Here is a 16,859-nt window from a genome sequence, read left to right on the forward strand (position 1 = left end):
TGCAAAACTGTACTGCCCGTTCTTTCTTGTCTTGAAATACTAAAGGTTTAAAAGACACCTGCGGCGAGCATGTCGAGAACCGGGGCTCCTGCGGAAACCAACACGAAAAATGTCTTACCAACCTGTCTCACCGAAAAGTGTCCCGCCTTCTTCCATGCTGGGATTTAGTGAGGCATGATGGTGGGTATGAGACTGTTGGGCTACACCCGGGTATCCACCGTCGGTCAGGATCCGACACTTCAACACGACGCCTTGGTCACCGCCGGGGTCCAGGACCGTGATGTCTTCAGCGATGTCACCTCCGGGGCGAAGAATGCGATCGAGCGTCCCGGAATGAAGAAACTTCTCGCCTATGCCCAACCCGGTGACACGGTGGTGGTGTGGCGCATCGACCGGCTGGGCCGATCCCTGCTCGACGTACTCAACACGGTGAACCTGCTGCGCGAACGAGAGGTGAAGATTAAGTCGGTCTCTGACGGCATCGACCCGGAGACGTCCTCGGGTCGGCTGATGCTCGGGATGCTGGGGACTCTGGCTGAGTACGAACGAGAACTGATCACCGAACGCGTCAACGCCGGCATCGCCGCAGCGAAAGCCCAGGGCACCCGCTTCGGCCGACCACCTGTGGATCCAGAGGTGGTCGACCGCAAGCTCGCTATCGTCGCCGAGGAGAGAGCCAAAGGCCGTAGTGCCGAAGACGCCGCGAGCATGGTCGGCTGGTCGAGGGCAACACTGTACCGGCATCTGCAGGGTGCTAAACGACGACAGTCAGCACTGCCCGCCTGATGCGGGCACAATGACCAGGTCGTGAGGTGATGGTGATGGACGAGATGCAGCGCTGGGAGATCCTTCGCCTGCACATCGAAGACGGCATCACCCTGACCGACCTGGCACGGTCCACCGGCATCAGCACCCGCACTCTATCCCGGTGGGCTGCCCGCTACCGGGCCGACGGAATCCACGGTCTGCGCACCACCACACGATCCGATGCCGGGGCACATCGCATATCCGCGGAACTGGTCGCCTACATAGAACACCTCGGGCTCACCAGGCCACGGCCATCGATGGCCGCCCTGCACCGCCTGGTGAACTCCCGAGCACAGCAACTATCGGTGAAACCACCCAGCTACGCCACGGTGCGTGGCATCATCCAAGCGCTTGACCCGGCGATGGTCACCCTCGCCTTGGAGGGCCCGGCGTCCTACCGGGATCGACACGAACTCGTCTACCGGCACCGGGCTGAACGCCCCAACGCCATCTGGCAGGCCGATCACACCCAACTCGACATTCTCATCCAGAACCCGGACGGCACGCCGACTCGCCCCTGGCTCACCATCATCATCGACGACTACTCCCGGGCAGTGTGCGGCTACATGGTCACCACCACCGCGCCCTCAGCGATGAACACCGCCCTGGCACTACGCCAAGCTATCTGGCGGAAAACAGACCCCACTTGGGCGATGTGCGGTATTCCCGACGTCCTCTATGTCGATCACGGCTCCGACTTCACCAGTGGCCACATCACATACACCACGACAGCGCTAAAGATCCGGATCATCCATTCAACTATTGCCCGTCCGCAGGGGCGCGGCAAGATCGAGCGGTTCTTCAGCACCGTCAACACCGAACTGCTCACCACCCTGCCCGGCCACCTCGCCCCTGGCGTCCGAAACCCACACCCCGTACTGGACCTGACAAGCCTGGATACCGCTGTCGGCGAGTTCATCAGCAGCTATAACCAACGCACGCATTCTTCAATCAACACCAGCCCGAAGGCCGCGTGGATCGGACGGGGATGGATTCCCAGGATGCCAGAGAACCTGGAAGAACTCGACGGGCTCCTGCTGCGGGTCTCCACCCACCGCCGGGTGCAGCGAGACGGCATCCACTTCCAAGGACAGCGCTACCTCAGTCCGACCCTGGCACCTTTTGTCGGCCATGACGTCACCATCCGCTACGACCCGAGGGATCTCTCCGAGATCCGGGTCTACGACCACGACACGTTGTTGTGTGTCGCCGTGGATGAAGACCACCCCAACCAGCGCTACAGCCTGGCAGATATCCAGGCCGCTCGTCGACGCCGACGACGTCAACTACGTGCCGGGATCAACGAGCGTATCCCCATTCACGAGTCACACCCAACAGACCTTTCCCCTGTGAACCCCGATGTGAGCGCCGAAGCGCCACGGCCGCGTGGTCGTACGTCTCGCCTGCGGACCTATGAAGAGGACCTGTCACCATGAGCCGCGATTTCATTGTCACCAAAGAGCACCGTCGCTTCGTCGAGTTCGCCAACGCCATCCGAAAAGACACCACCATCGGCATCTGCCACGGCGAGGCAGGAGTCGGCAAAACACAGTCCGCCAGACGGTACGCCCACTGGGACACCCTGGGCACGTTCATCGATGAATGGGGACCGCGCAGTGAATCAGACCTGGCCATCTACGCGGCAGCCCACCGGGCCCGCACGGTGTTCTACACCCCTGAGGTCCAACCGAAGTACCGGACGTTGATCAAGGATATCGAGTTTTACCGGGGCAAACTCGATGTCTGCATCATGGAGCATCTGATGGCCACCGGGCAGCGAGACAGGCTCCACATGCGCAGATCCAGTGGTGAGAAGCTCACCCAACTGATTATCATTGATGAAGCAGAACGTCTGCCTCCCACCGCCCTGGAGATGCTGCGCGACATCCATGATCGTGACGGTGTGGCGATCATGTTCATCGGCATGCCCGGCATTGACCAGCGCTTCCGGCACTACCCCCAGTTGTTCAGCCGGTTGGGCTTCTCTCATCGCTACCGTGCCCTGGGCAAAGACGAGCTGCTGTTCGTGCTGAACCGGCACTACAAGCGCCTAGGTAGAGAACTGGACCCGGAGGATTTCACGGATGCGCAGGCCATCGCCGCGATCGAGCGACTGACCCGCGGCAACTTCCGCGTAGTGGAGCGATTGTTCCCCCAGATCAAGCGGGTGTTGAAGATCAACGAGTTGGAGACCATCACCGACGATGTCATTGAGGCTGCTGCCAGCACCCTGGTCCTCGGGCACTGACGAGAACGTCCTGCTGTCGTCGTGGCCTCGTACAGAGGATGTCGCTTACACCGCCGCATCCAGCATTGTCATCGCGACGGGCTCGATGTCCGGGTCGGGATACGGGCTGACCACCGAGATGAACGCCCCTCGTCGGCGCTGGCGATCCAGCACCATGTGAGCGCCGAATCCGGAGGCGTAACCGTTGTGCCACACCAGGGTTCGATCGGATTTGTCTTCAACAAACCACCCCGCCGCGACAGATTCAGTGTCATCAGTGAAGCGCACTCGGAAAGCGTCCTCGTAGACACAGTCATCGGCGAGAAGGGTTGACATGACCGTGGCGAAATCATGGGCGCTTCCCCTGATCACTCCGGCCGGTCCATAGCCTTGCCCGGTCCAGGGCAGTTGGTCAGTGCCCCACACGGTGAGAGCGTTGAGGTCATGCGGGAGGTTTCGCTGTGCAGGTTGCTGAGCGCGCAGCCGGGGGCATCCCAGCGGTATCGTCAGCCTGTTTCGCACCAGGGTCGGATAGTCCGCCCCGTCGGCGGCCGCTAACGCGTGGCCCAATGCTGAGGCAGCGAGGTTGGAATAGCTGAAGCGCCCCGGATGACGGATACGTGATCGGCGAAGTTGTTTCATCAGATCGTCGAGGTTCTCTGGTTGTGGATCACCACCTGTCAGTACAGCGCCGAGCGCTCGGGCTGCTGAGCGGATTCCCCCACCAGTGGCAGGCAGTCCTGAGGTGTGGGTCAGACAGGACTCCAAGGTTGCTTCACCGGCAGCTGTTCCGGCCAGGGGGAGGTGCTCTTCGAGCCGGTCGTGCGGTGAGATCAGCCTGGTCTGCACCATGTCGGTGTAGATCAAGCCGTTGAGGGCTTTGCTGATTGAACCGATGTGGAACGTTTTCTGCAGGTCGCACCCGATCGTGGCGATGCGAGTGCCTGCCGGGCCGACTGTGGCGAGACAGGCAGCATAGACGGGGCGGTTGAGCGGCAAGGAGTTGAGTAGAAGGCCTGCCAGAGCGGTGTCACCGTCTGTCGTTGATGCGTTTGTGAGACAAGCGGGTTTCATACCTGTTCACCCTACCGGCGACGCGTCTCACGAGTGGACACTCTGAGGGCGCCACACAGCGATCAAGATGTCACGCCATTTAGCGGACAAAGTCACAGCCACACCCTCTTTCGAGTTTGTGATCTCCGGCTGTCGCAGTTCGAGAACCGCTCATTGTGCCCGGGGGGGGACTTGAACCCCCACGTTCTTGCGAACACTGGCACCTGAAGCCAGCGCGTCTGCCAATTCCGCCACCCGGGCGGGTGGTACTACAACTGTACGGCGTGTGCCGTCCTGCTGTGCGGACTTAATTAAGATAACAGGGGGTGGGCAGAAAGGACAAATCCGCAGCGCATCTCATATTTCCGTGTACGACAGGCGGACGGAGACACCCGTCAGACAAGGTGGAAACCCCACCAAAACCGATGTTTCGGACCACCTTGTCGGCTTCCACGCCTACGTTTCCCACCCATCCGGACCCTATAATGGTGCACATCATGCGCGCGGGGGTGGTCCTCCGCGCCATTTGCTGGTTTGCCGTCTGTTGGAAAGGAGGCCGCGTGTCATGTCCCTCATGGCTCGTTTTGCCAGGCTCGACAGTGCTCTGCAGCGCGGTCTCGATAACGGATTCGCGCTGATCTTCGGCGGGAAGGTTGTTCCCGCGGAGATCGAGGAGTTGCTGAAACAGGAGGCAGAGGACAACCTCGTTGATGAAGACGGGGTGGTCACCGCCCCGAACATCTATCTGGTCGGTGTGTCCTCGAAGGATTTGGAGAACCTCTCGCAGGCGAACCTGGATCTGCCGCGCGCCTTCGCCGACCAGATGACCCGCTACTGCCGTAACCGCAGCTGGCACGTGACCGGCCCGGTGCTCGTCCGCATCGCGGAGGAGTCCGGTCTGCACACGGGCCAGCTGCGGGTGTCCTCCTACCGGGATGACGCACCGTCGGATGACAGCGGTTTCGATGCCATCAGTACTGACCAGCCCGCACCTCAGGAGGAGAACATGACCGAGCACGATGCCCCCACCGAAGTGACCGAGGCACCGACACAGCCGGTGGTCACCCTGCTGCTGCAGGACGGGTCAAGCCGGACCTTCCTGGTGAAGGACGGGTCCAACATCATCGGCCGTTCCAACGACGCCGATTTCCGGTTGCCCGACACGGGTGTGTCCCGTCAGCACGCGGAGATCACGTGGGACGGGCAGGACGCTGTGCTGGTGGACCTGCAGTCGACGAACGGCACCACCGTGAATGACACCCCGGTGGACAACTGGCTGCTCGCCGACGGTGATGTCATCACGATCGGCCATTCGCATATTGAGGTTCGGATCGTGGATCCGACCCGTGCATCGGCCAGGAGGTAACAGTGGATTCGATTGTCCTGCAGATCTTCAGGATCGGCCTGCTGCTGCTCCTGTGGTTCTTCATCTTCATGGCGGTGCGCGCCATGTACCGGGACGTCAAACTCGCCGGCGGTGTGCAGACCAGCGCGCCGGCGGCTCCGCGCCGGACGGTGGTCCCGGGGCGTCGAGAAGCAGCGAAGCAGCTGGCCGTGGTGGAGGGGCCCCTGAAGGGCTCACACATGGCCGTGGGCACTCTGGAGGAGGTGGTGATGGGACGTTCCCCCGACAGCGATTTCCAGCTGGGTGATGACTTCGCCTCGGCACGCCACGCGCGGTTGTTCCGGCGGGGCTCCGACTGGTTCGTGGAGGACCTGGACTCCCGTAACGGCACCTTCGTCAACGGCGCACGTATTGATCAGCCCGAACAGGTGGGCGTTGGCTCCGACATCAAGGTCGGCCGGACGACAGTGAGGTTGGTTCCGTGAGTCTGAGACTGAATTATGCGGCGCTCTCCGACCGCGGCCTGGTCCGCGGCAACAACGAGGACTCCGCCTATGCGGGCCCCAACATGCTGATTATCGCCGACGGCATGGGCGGCCACGCAGCCGGCGAGATCGCCAGCCAGATGATGGTCACCCATCTCGAGCGCCTCGACGCCGACCCCGATGACAACGACATGCTCGCCCTGCTGGGCAGCGTGGCCGATGACGCGAACCGGGAGATCGCCGAGGCGATCCACCAGCAGCCGGAGCACGACGGCATGGGCACCACCCTGACCGCCCTGATGTTCAACGGCCGTGGCTTCGGCCTGATCCACGTCGGTGATTCCCGCGGCTACCGGCTGCGCGACGGTGAACTCCACCAGATCACCGTCGACGACACCTTCGTGCAGTCGCTAGTCGACGAGGGCCGTCTCGACCCGGAGGATGTGTCCTCCCACCCGCAGAAGTCCCTGATCCTCAAGGCCTACACAGGCCGGCCGGTGCAGCCGACGCTGGCGAACATCGACGCCCGCCCCGGCGACCGCATCCTGCTGTGCAGCGACGGACTCTCCGACCCGGTGACGGCCTCCACCATCGCCCAGACGCTGGTTGAGGGCACGCCCACCGTCGCCGCGCAACGGCTCATCGAGCTGGCGCTGCGCTCCGGCGGCCCGGACAACATCACCGTCGTCGTCGCCGACGTCGTGGAGACCGACGGGCTGGACGAGGCGGCCCTGGCCGAACTCCCCGCCACGCCCGTCACCGTGGGCGCACTGATGGGGGAGCCGGAGGAGCAGTCCCACCCGGACACCGCCGCCGGCCGCGCGGCACTGCTGTCGCGCCAACCGAAGACCATCACCCCCGAGGGGGAAGTGAAAGCGGTGCCCTCCGGGGCCCAGGAGGTGACTGCCGGCACGGCGGATGATGCCGCCCCCCGGGGCGGATTTCGTCTCCCCGCACTGATCATCACCCTGCTGGTGCTCATCGCCCTCGTCGGTGGTGGCTGGTGGGTGTACTCTGCCGTCAACAACTCCTATTTCATCACCACGAACGAGGAGGACCGTCTGGTCATCGAGAGTGGAGTCAACTTCTCCGTCTTCGGCCGTGACCTGCACTCCCCCTACCAGGAGACCTGCCTCAACGAGGCAGGCGCACTCCGCCTGGTCGACGTGGGCAGCACCGAGACCTGTTCACCTTTCACCCTGCAGGCCCTGCCCGAATCAGCCCGCACCTCCGTCGCGGGGCTGGCCACGGGTTCCTACGACGAGGTCACCCAGCAGCTGCGCCGCCTGGCCGACCAGGCCCTGCCCGTGTGCATCGACCGGGAGAACCCGCCGGAAGGCGAAGATCCTGCAACCACCGGCGGGGATCTCTCCCGCCCGGGCATCAACTGCCGGGAGGTGTCCTAGATGTCCCGCTTCCTATCCCGCCGCACTGAGCTGAGTCTGCTCATCCTCGCGGCGATCGTCCTCACCATCATGCTGGCCGGCCTCGAGCTGAGCCAGGGCAACGTCCTGAGCACCGACATGCTGTGGCTCATCGGCGGTTTCATCGTGGTCTTCGCCGTCGCGCACATCGCGCTGCTCATCTTCGCCCCGCAGGCGGACCAGCTCATGCTGCCGGTCGCGGCCCTGCTCAACGGCATAGGCCTGGTGACCATCCACCGCCTGGACCTGGCCACCGGCACCTCCATGGCCGGCCGCCAGGTCATGTGGACGCTGGTGGGCATCGTGCTGCTCATCGGCGTGCTGGTGACCATCCGTGACCACAAGGTCCTGACCAAGTACTCCTATCTCCTGGGAGTGGTGGGCCTGGTGCTGCTGGCCCTGCCCCTGGTGTGGCCGACATCGATCAACGCCGACGCCCGCATCTGGATCTCCATCGGTCCGTTCTCCGTGCAGCCGGGTGAGTTCTCCAAGATCCTGCTGCTGCTCTTCTTCGCGCAGCTGCTGGTGACCAAGCGCGCCCTGTTCACCGTCGCCGGCTACCGCTTCCTCGGCATCGACTTCCCGCGTCTGCGGGACCTCGCGCCGATCCTGGCGGTGTGGGCCATCGCGATCCTCATCATGGCCGTCTCCAACGACTTCGGCCCGGCGCTGCTGCTGTTCACCACGGTCCTGGGCATGATGTACCTGGCCACCGGCCGGGGTTCCTGGCTGCTCATCGGCCTGGCGCTGGTCGCCGCCGGCGGTGCCGCCGTGTACCAGGTCTCCGCCAAGATCCAGGAGCGCGTGACCAACTTCCTCGATCCCGTGGCCAACTACGACTCCACCGGCTACCAGCTCTCGCAGGCCCTGTTCGGCATGTCCTGGGGTGGAATCACCGGCACCGGCATCGGCCAGGGCAACCCGGAGATCGTGCCGGTCGCGCACTCCGACTTCATCCTCGCGGCCGTCGGCGAGGAGCTCGGCCTGATCGGCCTGGCCGCCGTCCTCGTCCTCTTCGCGCTGCTGGTGGCCCGCGGTTTCCGCGCCTCCCTGCAGGTGCGCGACTCCTACGGCAAGCTCGTCGCCGGCGGTCTGTCGCTGACCATCGCCATCCAGGTCTTCGTGGTCACCGCCGGCATCTCCGCGCTCATGCCCATGACCGGTCTGACCACCCCCTTCATGTCGGCCGGCGGTTCCTCGCTCATGGCCAACTACATCCTGTTGGGCCTGCTGCTGCGGATATCCCACTCCGCCCGCCGCCCGGCCGAGCAGGCCCCGGGCATCGAGCTGTCCTCCGGCACCGGTCTGTTCCCCTCCCAGCCTGAGCCGGGAGTCACGCGATGAACCGTTCCATCCGTTTCGCCTCCGTCTTCGCCCTCCTCCTCACCCTGGTCCTGCTGGTCAACCTCACCATCATCCACACCTTCCGCGAGGAGGAGTACGCCAGCAACCCGCTCAACCAGCGTGGTTTCTACGAGCTCAAGTCCACCCCGCGCGGGCAGATCTCGGCCGGCGGCATGGTGCTGGCCTCCTCGGCGGCCGATGAGGAAGGCCTCTACCAGCGTTCCTACCCCTCCGAGAACCCTGCCGCCTTCGGCTCGGTGACCGGCTTCCTCTCCGACCGCTACGGCGCCTCCGGACTGGAGTCCTCCTACAACGGGGTGCTCAACGGCACCGACTCCTCGCTGTTCGCCTCCCGCTGGATGGATGTGCTGACCGGCCGCGACACCGCCGGCGCGAACCTGGAGCTCACCATCGACCCGCGGATGCAGGAGGTCGCCCACCAGCAGCTGACGGCCAACAACTACGAGGGCGCGGTCGTCGCCATGCGCCCCTCCAGCGGCGCGGTCCTGGCCCTGGCCTCCTCCCCCGGTTTCGATCCGAACCCGCTGGTCAACCCGTCCACCGCTGACGCCACCTGGGAGGCACTGAACTCGGATCCCGGCAACCCCCTGATCAACCACGCCAGCCAGGAGACGCTGCCGCCGGGATCGATCTTCAAGATCATCACCACCGCCGCGGGACTGAACAACGGCTACTCCGCCGGCTCGTCGCTGACCGGTGCGCCGTCGATCACCCTGCCGGGCACGAACACCTCCCTGACCAACTACGCGGGCCAGGCCTGCGCCGGCGGCGGATCCGTCACCCTGGAGACCGCCTTCGAGCTGTCCTGCAACACCGCCTTCGTGGAGATGGCCATCGACGTCGGCACCGACGAGATGCGTTCGGCTGCCGAGGCCTTCGGCATCGGCGAGGACTATGATCTCGGCCTGCCCACCTCCCCGGGCAGCCTCGGTGACATCCCCGATGCTGCCGCCCTCGGCCAGACCTCCATCGGCCAGCGCGACGTGACCATGTCGGCGCTGCAGGCCGCGGTGATGGCCGCGACCGTCGCCAATGACGGGCGTCGGATGGAGCCCTACGTGGTTGACCGGATCACCGGCAGCGATCTGGAGGAGCTGCGCAGCAGCGAACCGAACGAGATCACCCAGGCCATCTCCCCGGAGGTCGCCGACCAGCTCGAGCAGCTCATGCTCGCCTCCGAGCGCAACACCTCCGGGGGCCGGGCGGGCATCGCCTCCAAGACGGGCACCGCCGAGCACGGCGCCGACGGCACCCCGCCGCACACCTGGTACGTGGCCTACCTGCCCGACCAGGATGTGGCCGTGGCCGTGGTGGTCAAGGACGGCGGCGGTTACGGCCGGGGCGCCACCGGAGGCCAGGTGGCCTCCCCGGTTGGTCGTGCTGTTCTCGACGCCGCCGGGGGTGCATGATGACTGACACGGCAGGCCGCGAGCGGCTCCAGGAACTCGTCGGCGAGGACTACCTCCTGCAGTGGATCATCGGCCACGGCGGCATGTCCACCGTGTGGCTGGCCGATGACGTCCGCAACGACCGGGAGGTGGCAGTCAAGGTCCTGCGCCCGGAGTTCTCCGACAACCGGGAATTCCTCGACCGGTTCCGCAACGAGGCGGAGACCGCCGAACAGATCGACTCCGACAACGTCGTACGCACCTACGACTACCGCGAGGTCCCCGACCCGGCAGGCCACACCTTCTGCTTCATCGTCATGGAGTACATCCGCGGTGAATCACTGGCCGACATGCTCGCCCGCGAGGAGACCCTCGATGAGGAGCTGGCCCTCGACGTCCTCGAGCAGTCAGCCCACGGGCTGTCCGTCATCCACCGCATGGATCTGGTCCACCGCGACATCAAACCCGGCAACCTCATGATCACCCAGAACGGGCAGGTCAAGATCACGGACTTCGGCATCGCCAAGGCCGCCGCCGCGGTGCCGCTCACGCGCACCGGCATGGTCGTGGGCACCGCCCAGTACGTCTCCCCGGAGCAGGCCCAGGGCCGGGAGGTCACCGCCACCAGCGACATCTACTCGCTCGGCGTCGTCGGTTACGAGATGCTCGCCGGCCGCCGCCCCTTCACCGGTGACTCCTCCGTCTCCGTGGCACTGGCCCACATCAGCCAGGCCCCGCCGCCCTTATCGACGACCGTCAGTGCCCAGACCCGGGAGCTCATCGGCATCGCCCTGCGCAAGGACCCCGGCCAGCGCTTCGCCGACGGCAACGAGATGGCCCTGGCCGTCTCCGCGGTGCGTCTGGGCCAGCGCCCGCCGCAACCGAAGTCCGCGGCGATGACCCGGCAGGCCCCTGAGCCCACGCCCACCGAGTCAACCCGCATGCTGGGGGCCACCGCCCACCCGACGACCCTGCGCCCCGCGGCGGCAGCCCCGGGCACGGGGGCAGCCGCCGCCCCGCAGACCATCCCGCCGCACCCGGCTGTCCGTTCCACCCCGGCCGGCGGAACCGGTGCCGGGGGCGGGGGTTTCCGCACCGGGCTCATCATCGCCCTGCTCCTCGCAGCTCTGGGCGGGGGCGCGGCCTTCCTCGCCTGGCAGGCCGGTCTCTTCGGCGGGAATGAGGGGACCGACCCGGATCCGACGACTCCGGCGACCACCACCCAGGAGATCGTCACCGAGTGGGTGACCCCCACCGTGCCTGCTCCTGCCCCGCAGCCGGCGCCCCGCCCGCAGCCGACGGTCACCGAGGGAATCCCGCCCACCACAGCGGCCCCGACCCCGACCTCCTCGCCGGACCCGACCGGCACAGCGAGGCCCACCCCGACCGTAACCCCGACGCCCACGCCGACGGTTGCACCGACCCCGACGCCCACGCCCGCCCCGACCGCAGTTCCCACGCCCACCCAGGCGCCACCCACGACAGCCGACGCATCCCCGGCCGAGGACGATGAGTCCGCAGGCAGCCCGGCGTTCCTGACCAACGGAGAAACGTAGTGACCCTGCTCAGCAACCGCTACCAGCTCGCCGAGGTCATCGGTTCCGGCGGCATGTCCGAGGTGTACGCCGCCCAGGACACCCTCATCGGCCGTGACGTGGCCGTGAAGATGCTCCGCCCCGAACTCGCCCGCGACATCAGCTTCCGGGAGCGTTTCCGCCGGGAAGCGCAGAATTCCGGCCGGCTGAACCACCCGGCGATCGTCGCCGTCTACGACACGGGTGAGACGGACATGGACGGCACCGACGTGCCCTACATCGTCATGGAACGCGTCCACGGCCGCACCCTGCGCGACATCATCCGGGAGGAGGGCCCCCTCGAGCCGGCCCGGGCGGCGGAGGTCCTCATCCCCGTCTCCGAGGCGCTGCAGGTCAGCCACGACGCGGGCATCATCCACCGCGATGTCAAGCCCGCGAACATCATGATCACCAACACCGGTGAGGTGAAGGTGATGGACTTCGGCATCGCCCGCGCGCTCGACGACTCCACCTCCGCGATGACGCAGACCTCCGCGGTCATCGGCACCGCCCAGTACCTGTCCCCGGAGCAGGCGCGGGGCAAGGCCGCTGACGGCCGTTCCGATGTCTACGCCCTGGGTTGTGTCCTCTACGAACTGCTGACCAGCCGACCGCCCTTCGAGGGGGAGACCCCCTTCGCCGTCGCCTACCAGCATGTCCAGGAGGAACCGGACGCCCCCTCCTCACTCATCAACACGCCCCTGTCCCCCACCGCAGCCGTCAACGTCGACGCCGTGGTGCTCACCGCCATGGCCAAACACCCCGCCGACCGCTACCAGTCAGCCTCAGCCATGGGCGATGACCTGCGCAAACTGGCACGTAACGCGGTCACCGACGCCGCCCGCCACCACATCACCACCGTGGAGCCGGCCGAGGAGTCCGATGACACGCCCACCACCCTGACCGCCGCAGTGCCCGCACGCCGGGAGAAGGCGGCACAGAGAAGCAACCGCTGGATGGTGTGGCTCGCCGCACTGCTCACGCTCATCGCCGTCGGTGTGGGCGGTGCCTTCGTGTGGGACACGCAGCGCAACGGGGGTTTCGGTACGACCTCGCAGACCGTCGCCCTCCCCGATGTCACCGGCCTGCCCCGCCAGGAGGCGGTCGCGCAGCTGGAGGCGGTGGAGCTGCGCGTCGACATCAACGAGGAACCCTCCCCCGACGTCCCCCGCGGGGATGTCATCCGCACCAACCCCACCGCCGGTTCCCAGCTGCAGCAGGGCACCACCGTCACGCTGACCGTGTCCAGCGGCCTCGAGATCACCGATGTGCCCGACCTCATCGGCCTGACCCCGCAGGAGGCCGCCGACGCCCTGTCCGAGGCGGATCTCCTGCTGGAGCAGCACGTCGAGGAGGAGGTTTCCGAGACCGTCCCCACCGGACAGATCACGGACCAGAACCCGCCGGCCGGCTCGCAGATCTCCAAGGGTTCGCGGGTGACCATCACCGTCTCCACCGGGCCCGCCCTCATCCGCGTCCCCGCGCTGACGGGCATGCAGATCAGCCAGGCCGAGGCCACCCTCAGCAGCCTGGGCCTGACCTCCCGGGTGAGCATGGTCGACTCCGCGGAACCCGAGGGCAGCGTCGTCTCCGTCAGTGACGAAGGCGCCGAGGTCCCCCGCGGCACCACCATCACCCTGCAGGTCTCCACCGGCCTGGCGCTGACCATGCCCGACATCACCCGTCTCGACGGGCCTGACGCCGAGGACTACCTCCGCGAGCAGGGCTGGACCGGCCGGTTGATCACCGGGCAGCCCGTGGCCACGGGCGCGCTTCTCGACGCCGGCCTCATCGCCGTCTCCGAACCCGCCGAAGGTACCCGCATCCGCAGCAACCAGGACATCACCGTCCGTTACTGGGAGTTCGATGTCGGTGCCCTCGTCCCCGGCGCATAGTCCTCTGCGGACCCTGACCTGCTGCTAACCTGAACCTGACACTCCACGGAAAGGCCGACACGATGCCCAAGGCAAAGATCACCAAGAGCCCCCTCGCCCACGCGACCTCCTCCACCAACCGCGCACCGGTGAAGATCAACACCGGCGGCACCCCGCTCTGGTACAAGATCGTCATGTTCGGCCTGATGCTCGCGGGACTCGCGTGGCTGATCATCAACTACCTCGTCGGCCCCCAGGTCCCCTTCATGGTCGACCTCGGCGCCTGGAACTACGGCATCGGCTTCGGACTCTTCGTCCTCGGCCTGCTCATGACCATGGGCTGGCGTTAGGGTTCATCGCAAGTCCTTATTGATGTCGGCTCGGGTGGTCCTGAACGAGCTCACCGGTCTACGCCCGGCTGCATTGTCATCGGCCCCGCATGCGACAGGGCCCTGCCCGACCGGAATGGTCGGGCAGGGCCCTGTCTTCATCGGTTGAACCGGGACGGGTCAGCGGCGGAGAGTGGGGTCACCCTCGACATCGCCGTCAACGGCGCCATCGACGTCGAGCTCCTCGCGGGCGACGTCCTCGCGGACCGTCTCGGTGTCGCGGACGGTCTCCTTGTGCAGGCTGACCTCCTCCACCGGGACGGTCTCCTTGGTGACGTTCACGCGCTCCTCGCTGAGGGTCACGGAAGCCTCATCCTCGCCGAGGTCGCCGCCGCGGACGGCCCGGTCACCGTCGACCGGGGTGCGCTCGATGCGGACCTCCTCGCGCTCCACAGGAACTTCGACGGTCTCGGTGTCGTGGACGACGTACTTGCGCAGTCGGACTGCGCCGGTCTGGACGCGCTCCTTGTCCACGTTGACACGCTCCTCGGAGAGCGTCAGGGAGGAATCGGCATCCACATCGTCGCGTCGGTCGGTCGTGACGTCTGGGGTGACATCGGTACCGCCGGCGAAGCCTGCGGCCTCGCGGCCCGCCAGACGGTCGCGGTCGTAATCGCGGAGGTCGGCGTCGTAGTTCTCGACGTTGTCCGTGCCCTCCAGGCCGTAATGGCGGTAGATGACAGACTGGTCCTCATCGGTGAGATGGGCGTCATCGTTGATGCCGGGGGCGTCCTGAATACGGTCCTTGGTAAAGCTCAGGCGCAGTTCCTCGCCGGTGAGCTGGTGGCCGCGGAGAGGTACCAGGCTGGAACTCATGCCGAAGAGGCCGTGACCCACCTCCACGAAGTCAGGCTGACCGGTGGCGTCATTGATGTACACCTGCTTGACGGAGCCCAGCTTGTCGCCGTTCTTGTCGTAGGCGGTAGCGTGGGTGAGATCCTGAATATTGCGGTTGACCATTTGTTGCACTCCTTCGTTCGGTGATCCATCCGTCCGGGACCCTGACCTTGAGCGGTCGCCGGTAGCCGGTGGATGCTTCATATTCGTTCTTGGTTGTGCATGGCCCAGTGTAGGAACGAACACATGCATATGCACTTATGTGACCGAACGGTTAGGGAACTGTAATTTTCCCTCCATGAAATATTCAGGAACCTGGCAACCTCACCAGGCTGAACAGAGTTTCCTGTGCGGATGGGCGGCAGAAAAATGCCGCGGCCACCCACCGGGAATAGTCCCTCCCCGTCATTTAGGGGCCTCTCGGCGCGGCTGGATGACGGGTGTGCTGCCCTGCCCGCCTCTCCCGAAAACCACCCGAATGTGGATAACCCGTCAGTTATCCCCAGGGGGGTGAATAATTTAACGACATTATCCGGGGCCCCACAGCAGCACTATTCATCCACAGCAGTTATCCACACTGTGGATAGTTACACTGTTGTAATTTTTCGGATATGCGCCGATCCTGCCTCTTCCACAGGGTACTGACCTGCCATATCGGGGAATTTATCGAACATCTGCGCAGGTGGGGAAAACTCTCCACAAAGTTATCCACAGGCTGGGGACAACCCGGGCCCAGGTGTGACGCTGACAATATCCACAGATTGATCCCCAACCTGTGGATAACTTTTCCCCCACAATTTACACAAGCAACACGAGCGCGCAGGCGAGGGCGAGCACGCCGATGACTCCACCCCACCGCACCCGGGTATCGGGGTGTACGAAGAAGAAGACCATCAGCAGTCCAGCGAACAACCCACCGAGGTGACCCCACAGGGACACACTCGGGGCAATGAAGGTGTAGACCACATTCACCCCGATGAGGACCAGTGGGGCACGCAGGTCACCTCCCCGGACACGGGTGATGCCAACGAGCAGGACCATGAGCGCGAAGATTGCCCCGGAGGCCCCGGCGGTGGGGGTGGGCCAGTCCAGCCACAGCACCGTCGCGGAGGCGCCGATCCCGCCGGCGAGGAAGGCCGCGGCGTATAACGCGGTCCCGGCGAAGCGTTCGATCTCCCGCCCGATGAGCAGCAGCAGGAAACCGTTGATGGCCACATGCCCCAGGTCGATGTGGAGGAAGACCGCGCCCAGGGCCCGGAACCGGTCGAGACCGCCCTCGGAGACCTCCGGACCGTAGAGGAGCCAGCTGTCGCCGAGGGAGGAGCCGGAGAGGTTGTACATCAGGGAGCGGGACTGCAGCGCGGTGATCGCGTAGACCACGACGGCCATGAGGGTGAACAGGGTGGTGGCGGGGACGTCATGCCACCACCGGCGCAGGGTGATCACGGGGAGGGACTCCTGGGGAAAGAGCAAGGCCCGCCGCCGTTGCTGGACAACGGGGGCGGGCCTGCGGGAGGGCTGGGTCAGGCGATGGTGATGGATTCGATGACGACGGGCTCGACCGGGCGGTCCATGCGGTCGGTCGCGGTGGTGGCGATCGCGTCGACGACCTTCTGGGACTCTGCGTCAGTGACCTCACCGAAGATGGTGTGGTGGTTGTTCAGGTGCGGGGTCGGGCCGACGGTGATGAAGAACTGGGAACCGTTGGTGCCCGGGCCGGCGTTGGCCATGGCCAGCAGGTAGGGACGGTCGAAACGCAGTTCCGGGTGGAACTCGTCCGCGAAGTTGAAGCCGGGGCCGCCGCGACCGGTGCCGGTCGGGTCGCCGCCCTGGATCATGAAGCCGTTGATGACGCGGTGGAAGACAGCGTCGTCGTAGAAGGGGCCGGTCTTCTCGCCCTTGGCGTTCTCGGTGGAGTAGTCCTTCGTGCCCTGTGCCAGGCCGACGAAGTTGTCGACGGTCACCGGTGCGTGGTTGCCGAAGAGCTCGATGGCGATGTCGCCGCGGTTGGTGTGCAGCGTCGCGGTAGCGGTCTTGTTGGTCATGTGGAACATCGTAGCGAAACCAGCGTGCGCGTGCGGGAGGCGGCAG

General features: G+C 65.6%; 15 protein-coding genes and 1 tRNA gene. 11 read left to right on the plus strand and 5 right to left on the minus strand.

What is annotated here, in order from left to right; all coding sequences use genetic code 11:
* Nucleotides 1-186 precede the first annotated feature (186 nt).
* From NYP18_RS09910 to NYP18_RS09920, 3 genes are read left to right on the plus strand one after another with little or no spacing between them, the layout of a single operon-like run.
* Nucleotides 187-786 carry a recombinase family protein gene (locus NYP18_RS09910; protein ID WP_042622781.1) on the plus strand — a complete coding sequence of 200 codons (600 nt, stop codon included), beginning with the start codon at nucleotides 187-189 and terminating at the stop codon, nucleotides 784-786.
* A gap of 35 nt (nucleotides 787-821) precedes the next feature.
* Nucleotides 822-2,243: a TnsB C-terminal domain-containing protein gene (locus NYP18_RS09915; protein ID WP_042622786.1), complete on the plus strand. Its 1,422-nt coding sequence runs from the start codon at nucleotides 822-824 to the stop codon at nucleotides 2,241-2,243.
* Nucleotides 2,240-3,055, plus strand: coding sequence for an AAA family ATPase (locus tag NYP18_RS09920; RefSeq protein ID WP_042622780.1), 816 nt, complete (start codon nucleotides 2,240-2,242; stop codon nucleotides 3,053-3,055). Before NYP18_RS09915 ends, NYP18_RS09920 begins: the two co-directional genes overlap by 4 nt.
* A gap of 45 nt (nucleotides 3,056-3,100) precedes the next feature.
* Here the strand turns inward: NYP18_RS09920 and NYP18_RS09925 are convergent, their stop codons facing one another.
* Nucleotides 3,101-4,033 carry a serine hydrolase domain-containing protein gene (locus NYP18_RS09925; RefSeq protein WP_168938200.1) on the minus strand — a complete coding sequence of 311 codons (933 nt, stop codon included), beginning with the start codon at nucleotides 4,031-4,033 and terminating at the stop codon, nucleotides 3,101-3,103.
* Nucleotides 4,034-4,264: 231 nt separating this feature from the next.
* A tRNA-Leu gene (locus NYP18_RS09930) sits at nucleotides 4,265-4,348 on the minus strand.
* A 304-nt stretch (nucleotides 4,349-4,652) separates the two neighbouring features.
* Here NYP18_RS09930 and NYP18_RS09935 point away from each other — a divergent pair.
* The 8 genes from NYP18_RS09935 (at nucleotide 4,653) to crgA (ending at nucleotide 13,892) form a co-directional block, all read left to right on the plus strand.
* The gene (locus tag NYP18_RS09935; protein ID WP_259428037.1) at nucleotides 4,653-5,453 is read left to right on the plus strand and encodes an FHA domain-containing protein; all 801 of its coding nucleotides are present in this window, start codon (nucleotides 4,653-4,655) and stop codon (nucleotides 5,451-5,453) included.
* Between the two features lie 2 nt (nucleotides 5,454-5,455).
* Nucleotides 5,456-5,917 carry an FHA domain-containing protein FhaB/FipA gene (locus NYP18_RS09940; protein WP_126121286.1) on the plus strand — a complete coding sequence of 154 codons (462 nt, stop codon included), beginning with the start codon at nucleotides 5,456-5,458 and terminating at the stop codon, nucleotides 5,915-5,917.
* Nucleotides 5,914-7,323: a PP2C family protein-serine/threonine phosphatase gene (locus NYP18_RS09945; protein ID WP_259428038.1), complete on the plus strand. Its 1,410-nt coding sequence runs from the start codon at nucleotides 5,914-5,916 to the stop codon at nucleotides 7,321-7,323. The genes NYP18_RS09940 and NYP18_RS09945 overlap by 4 nt, the downstream gene beginning before the upstream one ends.
* Nucleotides 7,324-8,685 (plus strand): FtsW/RodA/SpoVE family cell cycle protein, encoded by a 1,362-nt coding sequence (locus tag NYP18_RS09950; protein WP_259428039.1) that lies wholly within the window; start codon nucleotides 7,324-7,326, stop codon nucleotides 8,683-8,685.
* Complete coding sequence (locus NYP18_RS09955) at nucleotides 8,682-10,115, plus strand: penicillin-binding transpeptidase domain-containing protein (RefSeq protein WP_259428040.1); 1,434 nt, start codon at nucleotides 8,682-8,684, stop codon at nucleotides 10,113-10,115. The genes NYP18_RS09950 and NYP18_RS09955 overlap by 4 nt, the downstream gene beginning before the upstream one ends.
* Nucleotides 10,115-11,650 carry a serine/threonine-protein kinase gene (locus NYP18_RS09960; protein WP_259428170.1) on the plus strand — a complete coding sequence of 512 codons (1,536 nt, stop codon included), beginning with the start codon at nucleotides 10,115-10,117 and terminating at the stop codon, nucleotides 11,648-11,650. Before NYP18_RS09955 ends, NYP18_RS09960 begins: the two co-directional genes overlap by 1 nt.
* Nucleotides 11,650-13,563, plus strand: a complete 1,914-nt coding sequence (gene pknB / locus NYP18_RS09965; RefSeq protein ID WP_259428041.1) for a Stk1 family PASTA domain-containing Ser/Thr kinase — start codon at nucleotides 11,650-11,652, stop codon at nucleotides 13,561-13,563. Before NYP18_RS09960 ends, pknB begins: the two co-directional genes overlap by 1 nt.
* 62 nt (nucleotides 13,564-13,625) lie before the next feature.
* A complete protein-coding gene (gene crgA / locus NYP18_RS09970; RefSeq protein ID WP_259428042.1) occupies nucleotides 13,626-13,892 on the plus strand; it encodes a cell division protein CrgA in 267 nt (88 codons plus the stop codon).
* Between the two features lie 159 nt (nucleotides 13,893-14,051).
* Here crgA and NYP18_RS09975 read toward each other — a convergent pair whose 3' ends face one another.
* The 3 genes from NYP18_RS09975 to NYP18_RS09985 form a co-directional block, all read right to left on the minus strand.
* Nucleotides 14,052-14,891 (minus strand): DUF2382 domain-containing protein, encoded by an 840-nt coding sequence (locus tag NYP18_RS09975; protein WP_259428043.1) that lies wholly within the window; start codon nucleotides 14,889-14,891, stop codon nucleotides 14,052-14,054.
* Between the two features lie 675 nt (nucleotides 14,892-15,566).
* The gene (locus NYP18_RS09980) at nucleotides 15,567-16,214 is read right to left on the minus strand and encodes a rhomboid family intramembrane serine protease (RefSeq protein WP_259428044.1); all 648 of its coding nucleotides are present in this window, start codon (nucleotides 16,212-16,214) and stop codon (nucleotides 15,567-15,569) included.
* Nucleotides 16,215-16,291: 77 nt separating this feature from the next.
* Nucleotides 16,292-16,813, minus strand: coding sequence for a peptidylprolyl isomerase (locus NYP18_RS09985; RefSeq protein ID WP_259428045.1), 522 nt, complete (start codon nucleotides 16,811-16,813; stop codon nucleotides 16,292-16,294).
* Nucleotides 16,814-16,859: the final 46 nt, after the last annotated feature.

Origin of the sequence: Corynebacterium lemuris (assembly GCF_024919295.1) — a bacterium.
Classification (GTDB): domain Bacteria; phylum Actinomycetota; class Actinomycetes; order Mycobacteriales; family Mycobacteriaceae; genus Corynebacterium; species Corynebacterium lemuris.

Excerpts from the sequence above, each read along its gene's own strand:
- NYP18_RS09910 (WP_042622781.1), top strand. The coding sequence starts at position 187 with ATGAGACTGTTGGGCTACACCCGGGTATCCACCGTCGGTCAGGATCCG.
- NYP18_RS09935 (WP_259428037.1), top strand. The coding sequence starts at position 4,653 with ATGTCCCTCATGGCTCGTTTTGCCAGGCTCGACAGTGCTCTGCAGCGC.
- NYP18_RS09950 (WP_259428039.1), top strand. The coding sequence starts at position 7,324 with ATGTCCCGCTTCCTATCCCGCCGCACTGAGCTGAGTCTGCTCATCCTC.
- NYP18_RS09960 (WP_259428170.1), top strand. The coding sequence starts at position 10,115 with ATGACTGACACGGCAGGCCGCGAGCGGCTCCAGGAACTCGTCGGCGAG.
- NYP18_RS09915 (WP_042622786.1), top strand. The coding sequence starts at position 822 with ATGGACGAGATGCAGCGCTGGGAGATCCTTCGCCTGCACATCGAAGAC.
- NYP18_RS09975 (WP_259428043.1), bottom strand. The coding sequence starts at position 14,891 with ATGGTCAACCGCAATATTCAGGATCTCACCCACGCTACCGCCTACGAC.
- NYP18_RS09985 (WP_259428045.1), bottom strand. The coding sequence starts at position 16,813 with ATGACCAACAAGACCGCTACCGCGACGCTGCACACCAACCGCGGCGAC.
- NYP18_RS09955 (WP_259428040.1), top strand. The coding sequence starts at position 8,682 with ATGAACCGTTCCATCCGTTTCGCCTCCGTCTTCGCCCTCCTCCTCACC.
- NYP18_RS09920 (WP_042622780.1), top strand. The coding sequence starts at position 2,240 with ATGAGCCGCGATTTCATTGTCACCAAAGAGCACCGTCGCTTCGTCGAG.
- crgA (WP_259428042.1), top strand. The coding sequence starts at position 13,626 with ATGCCCAAGGCAAAGATCACCAAGAGCCCCCTCGCCCACGCGACCTCC.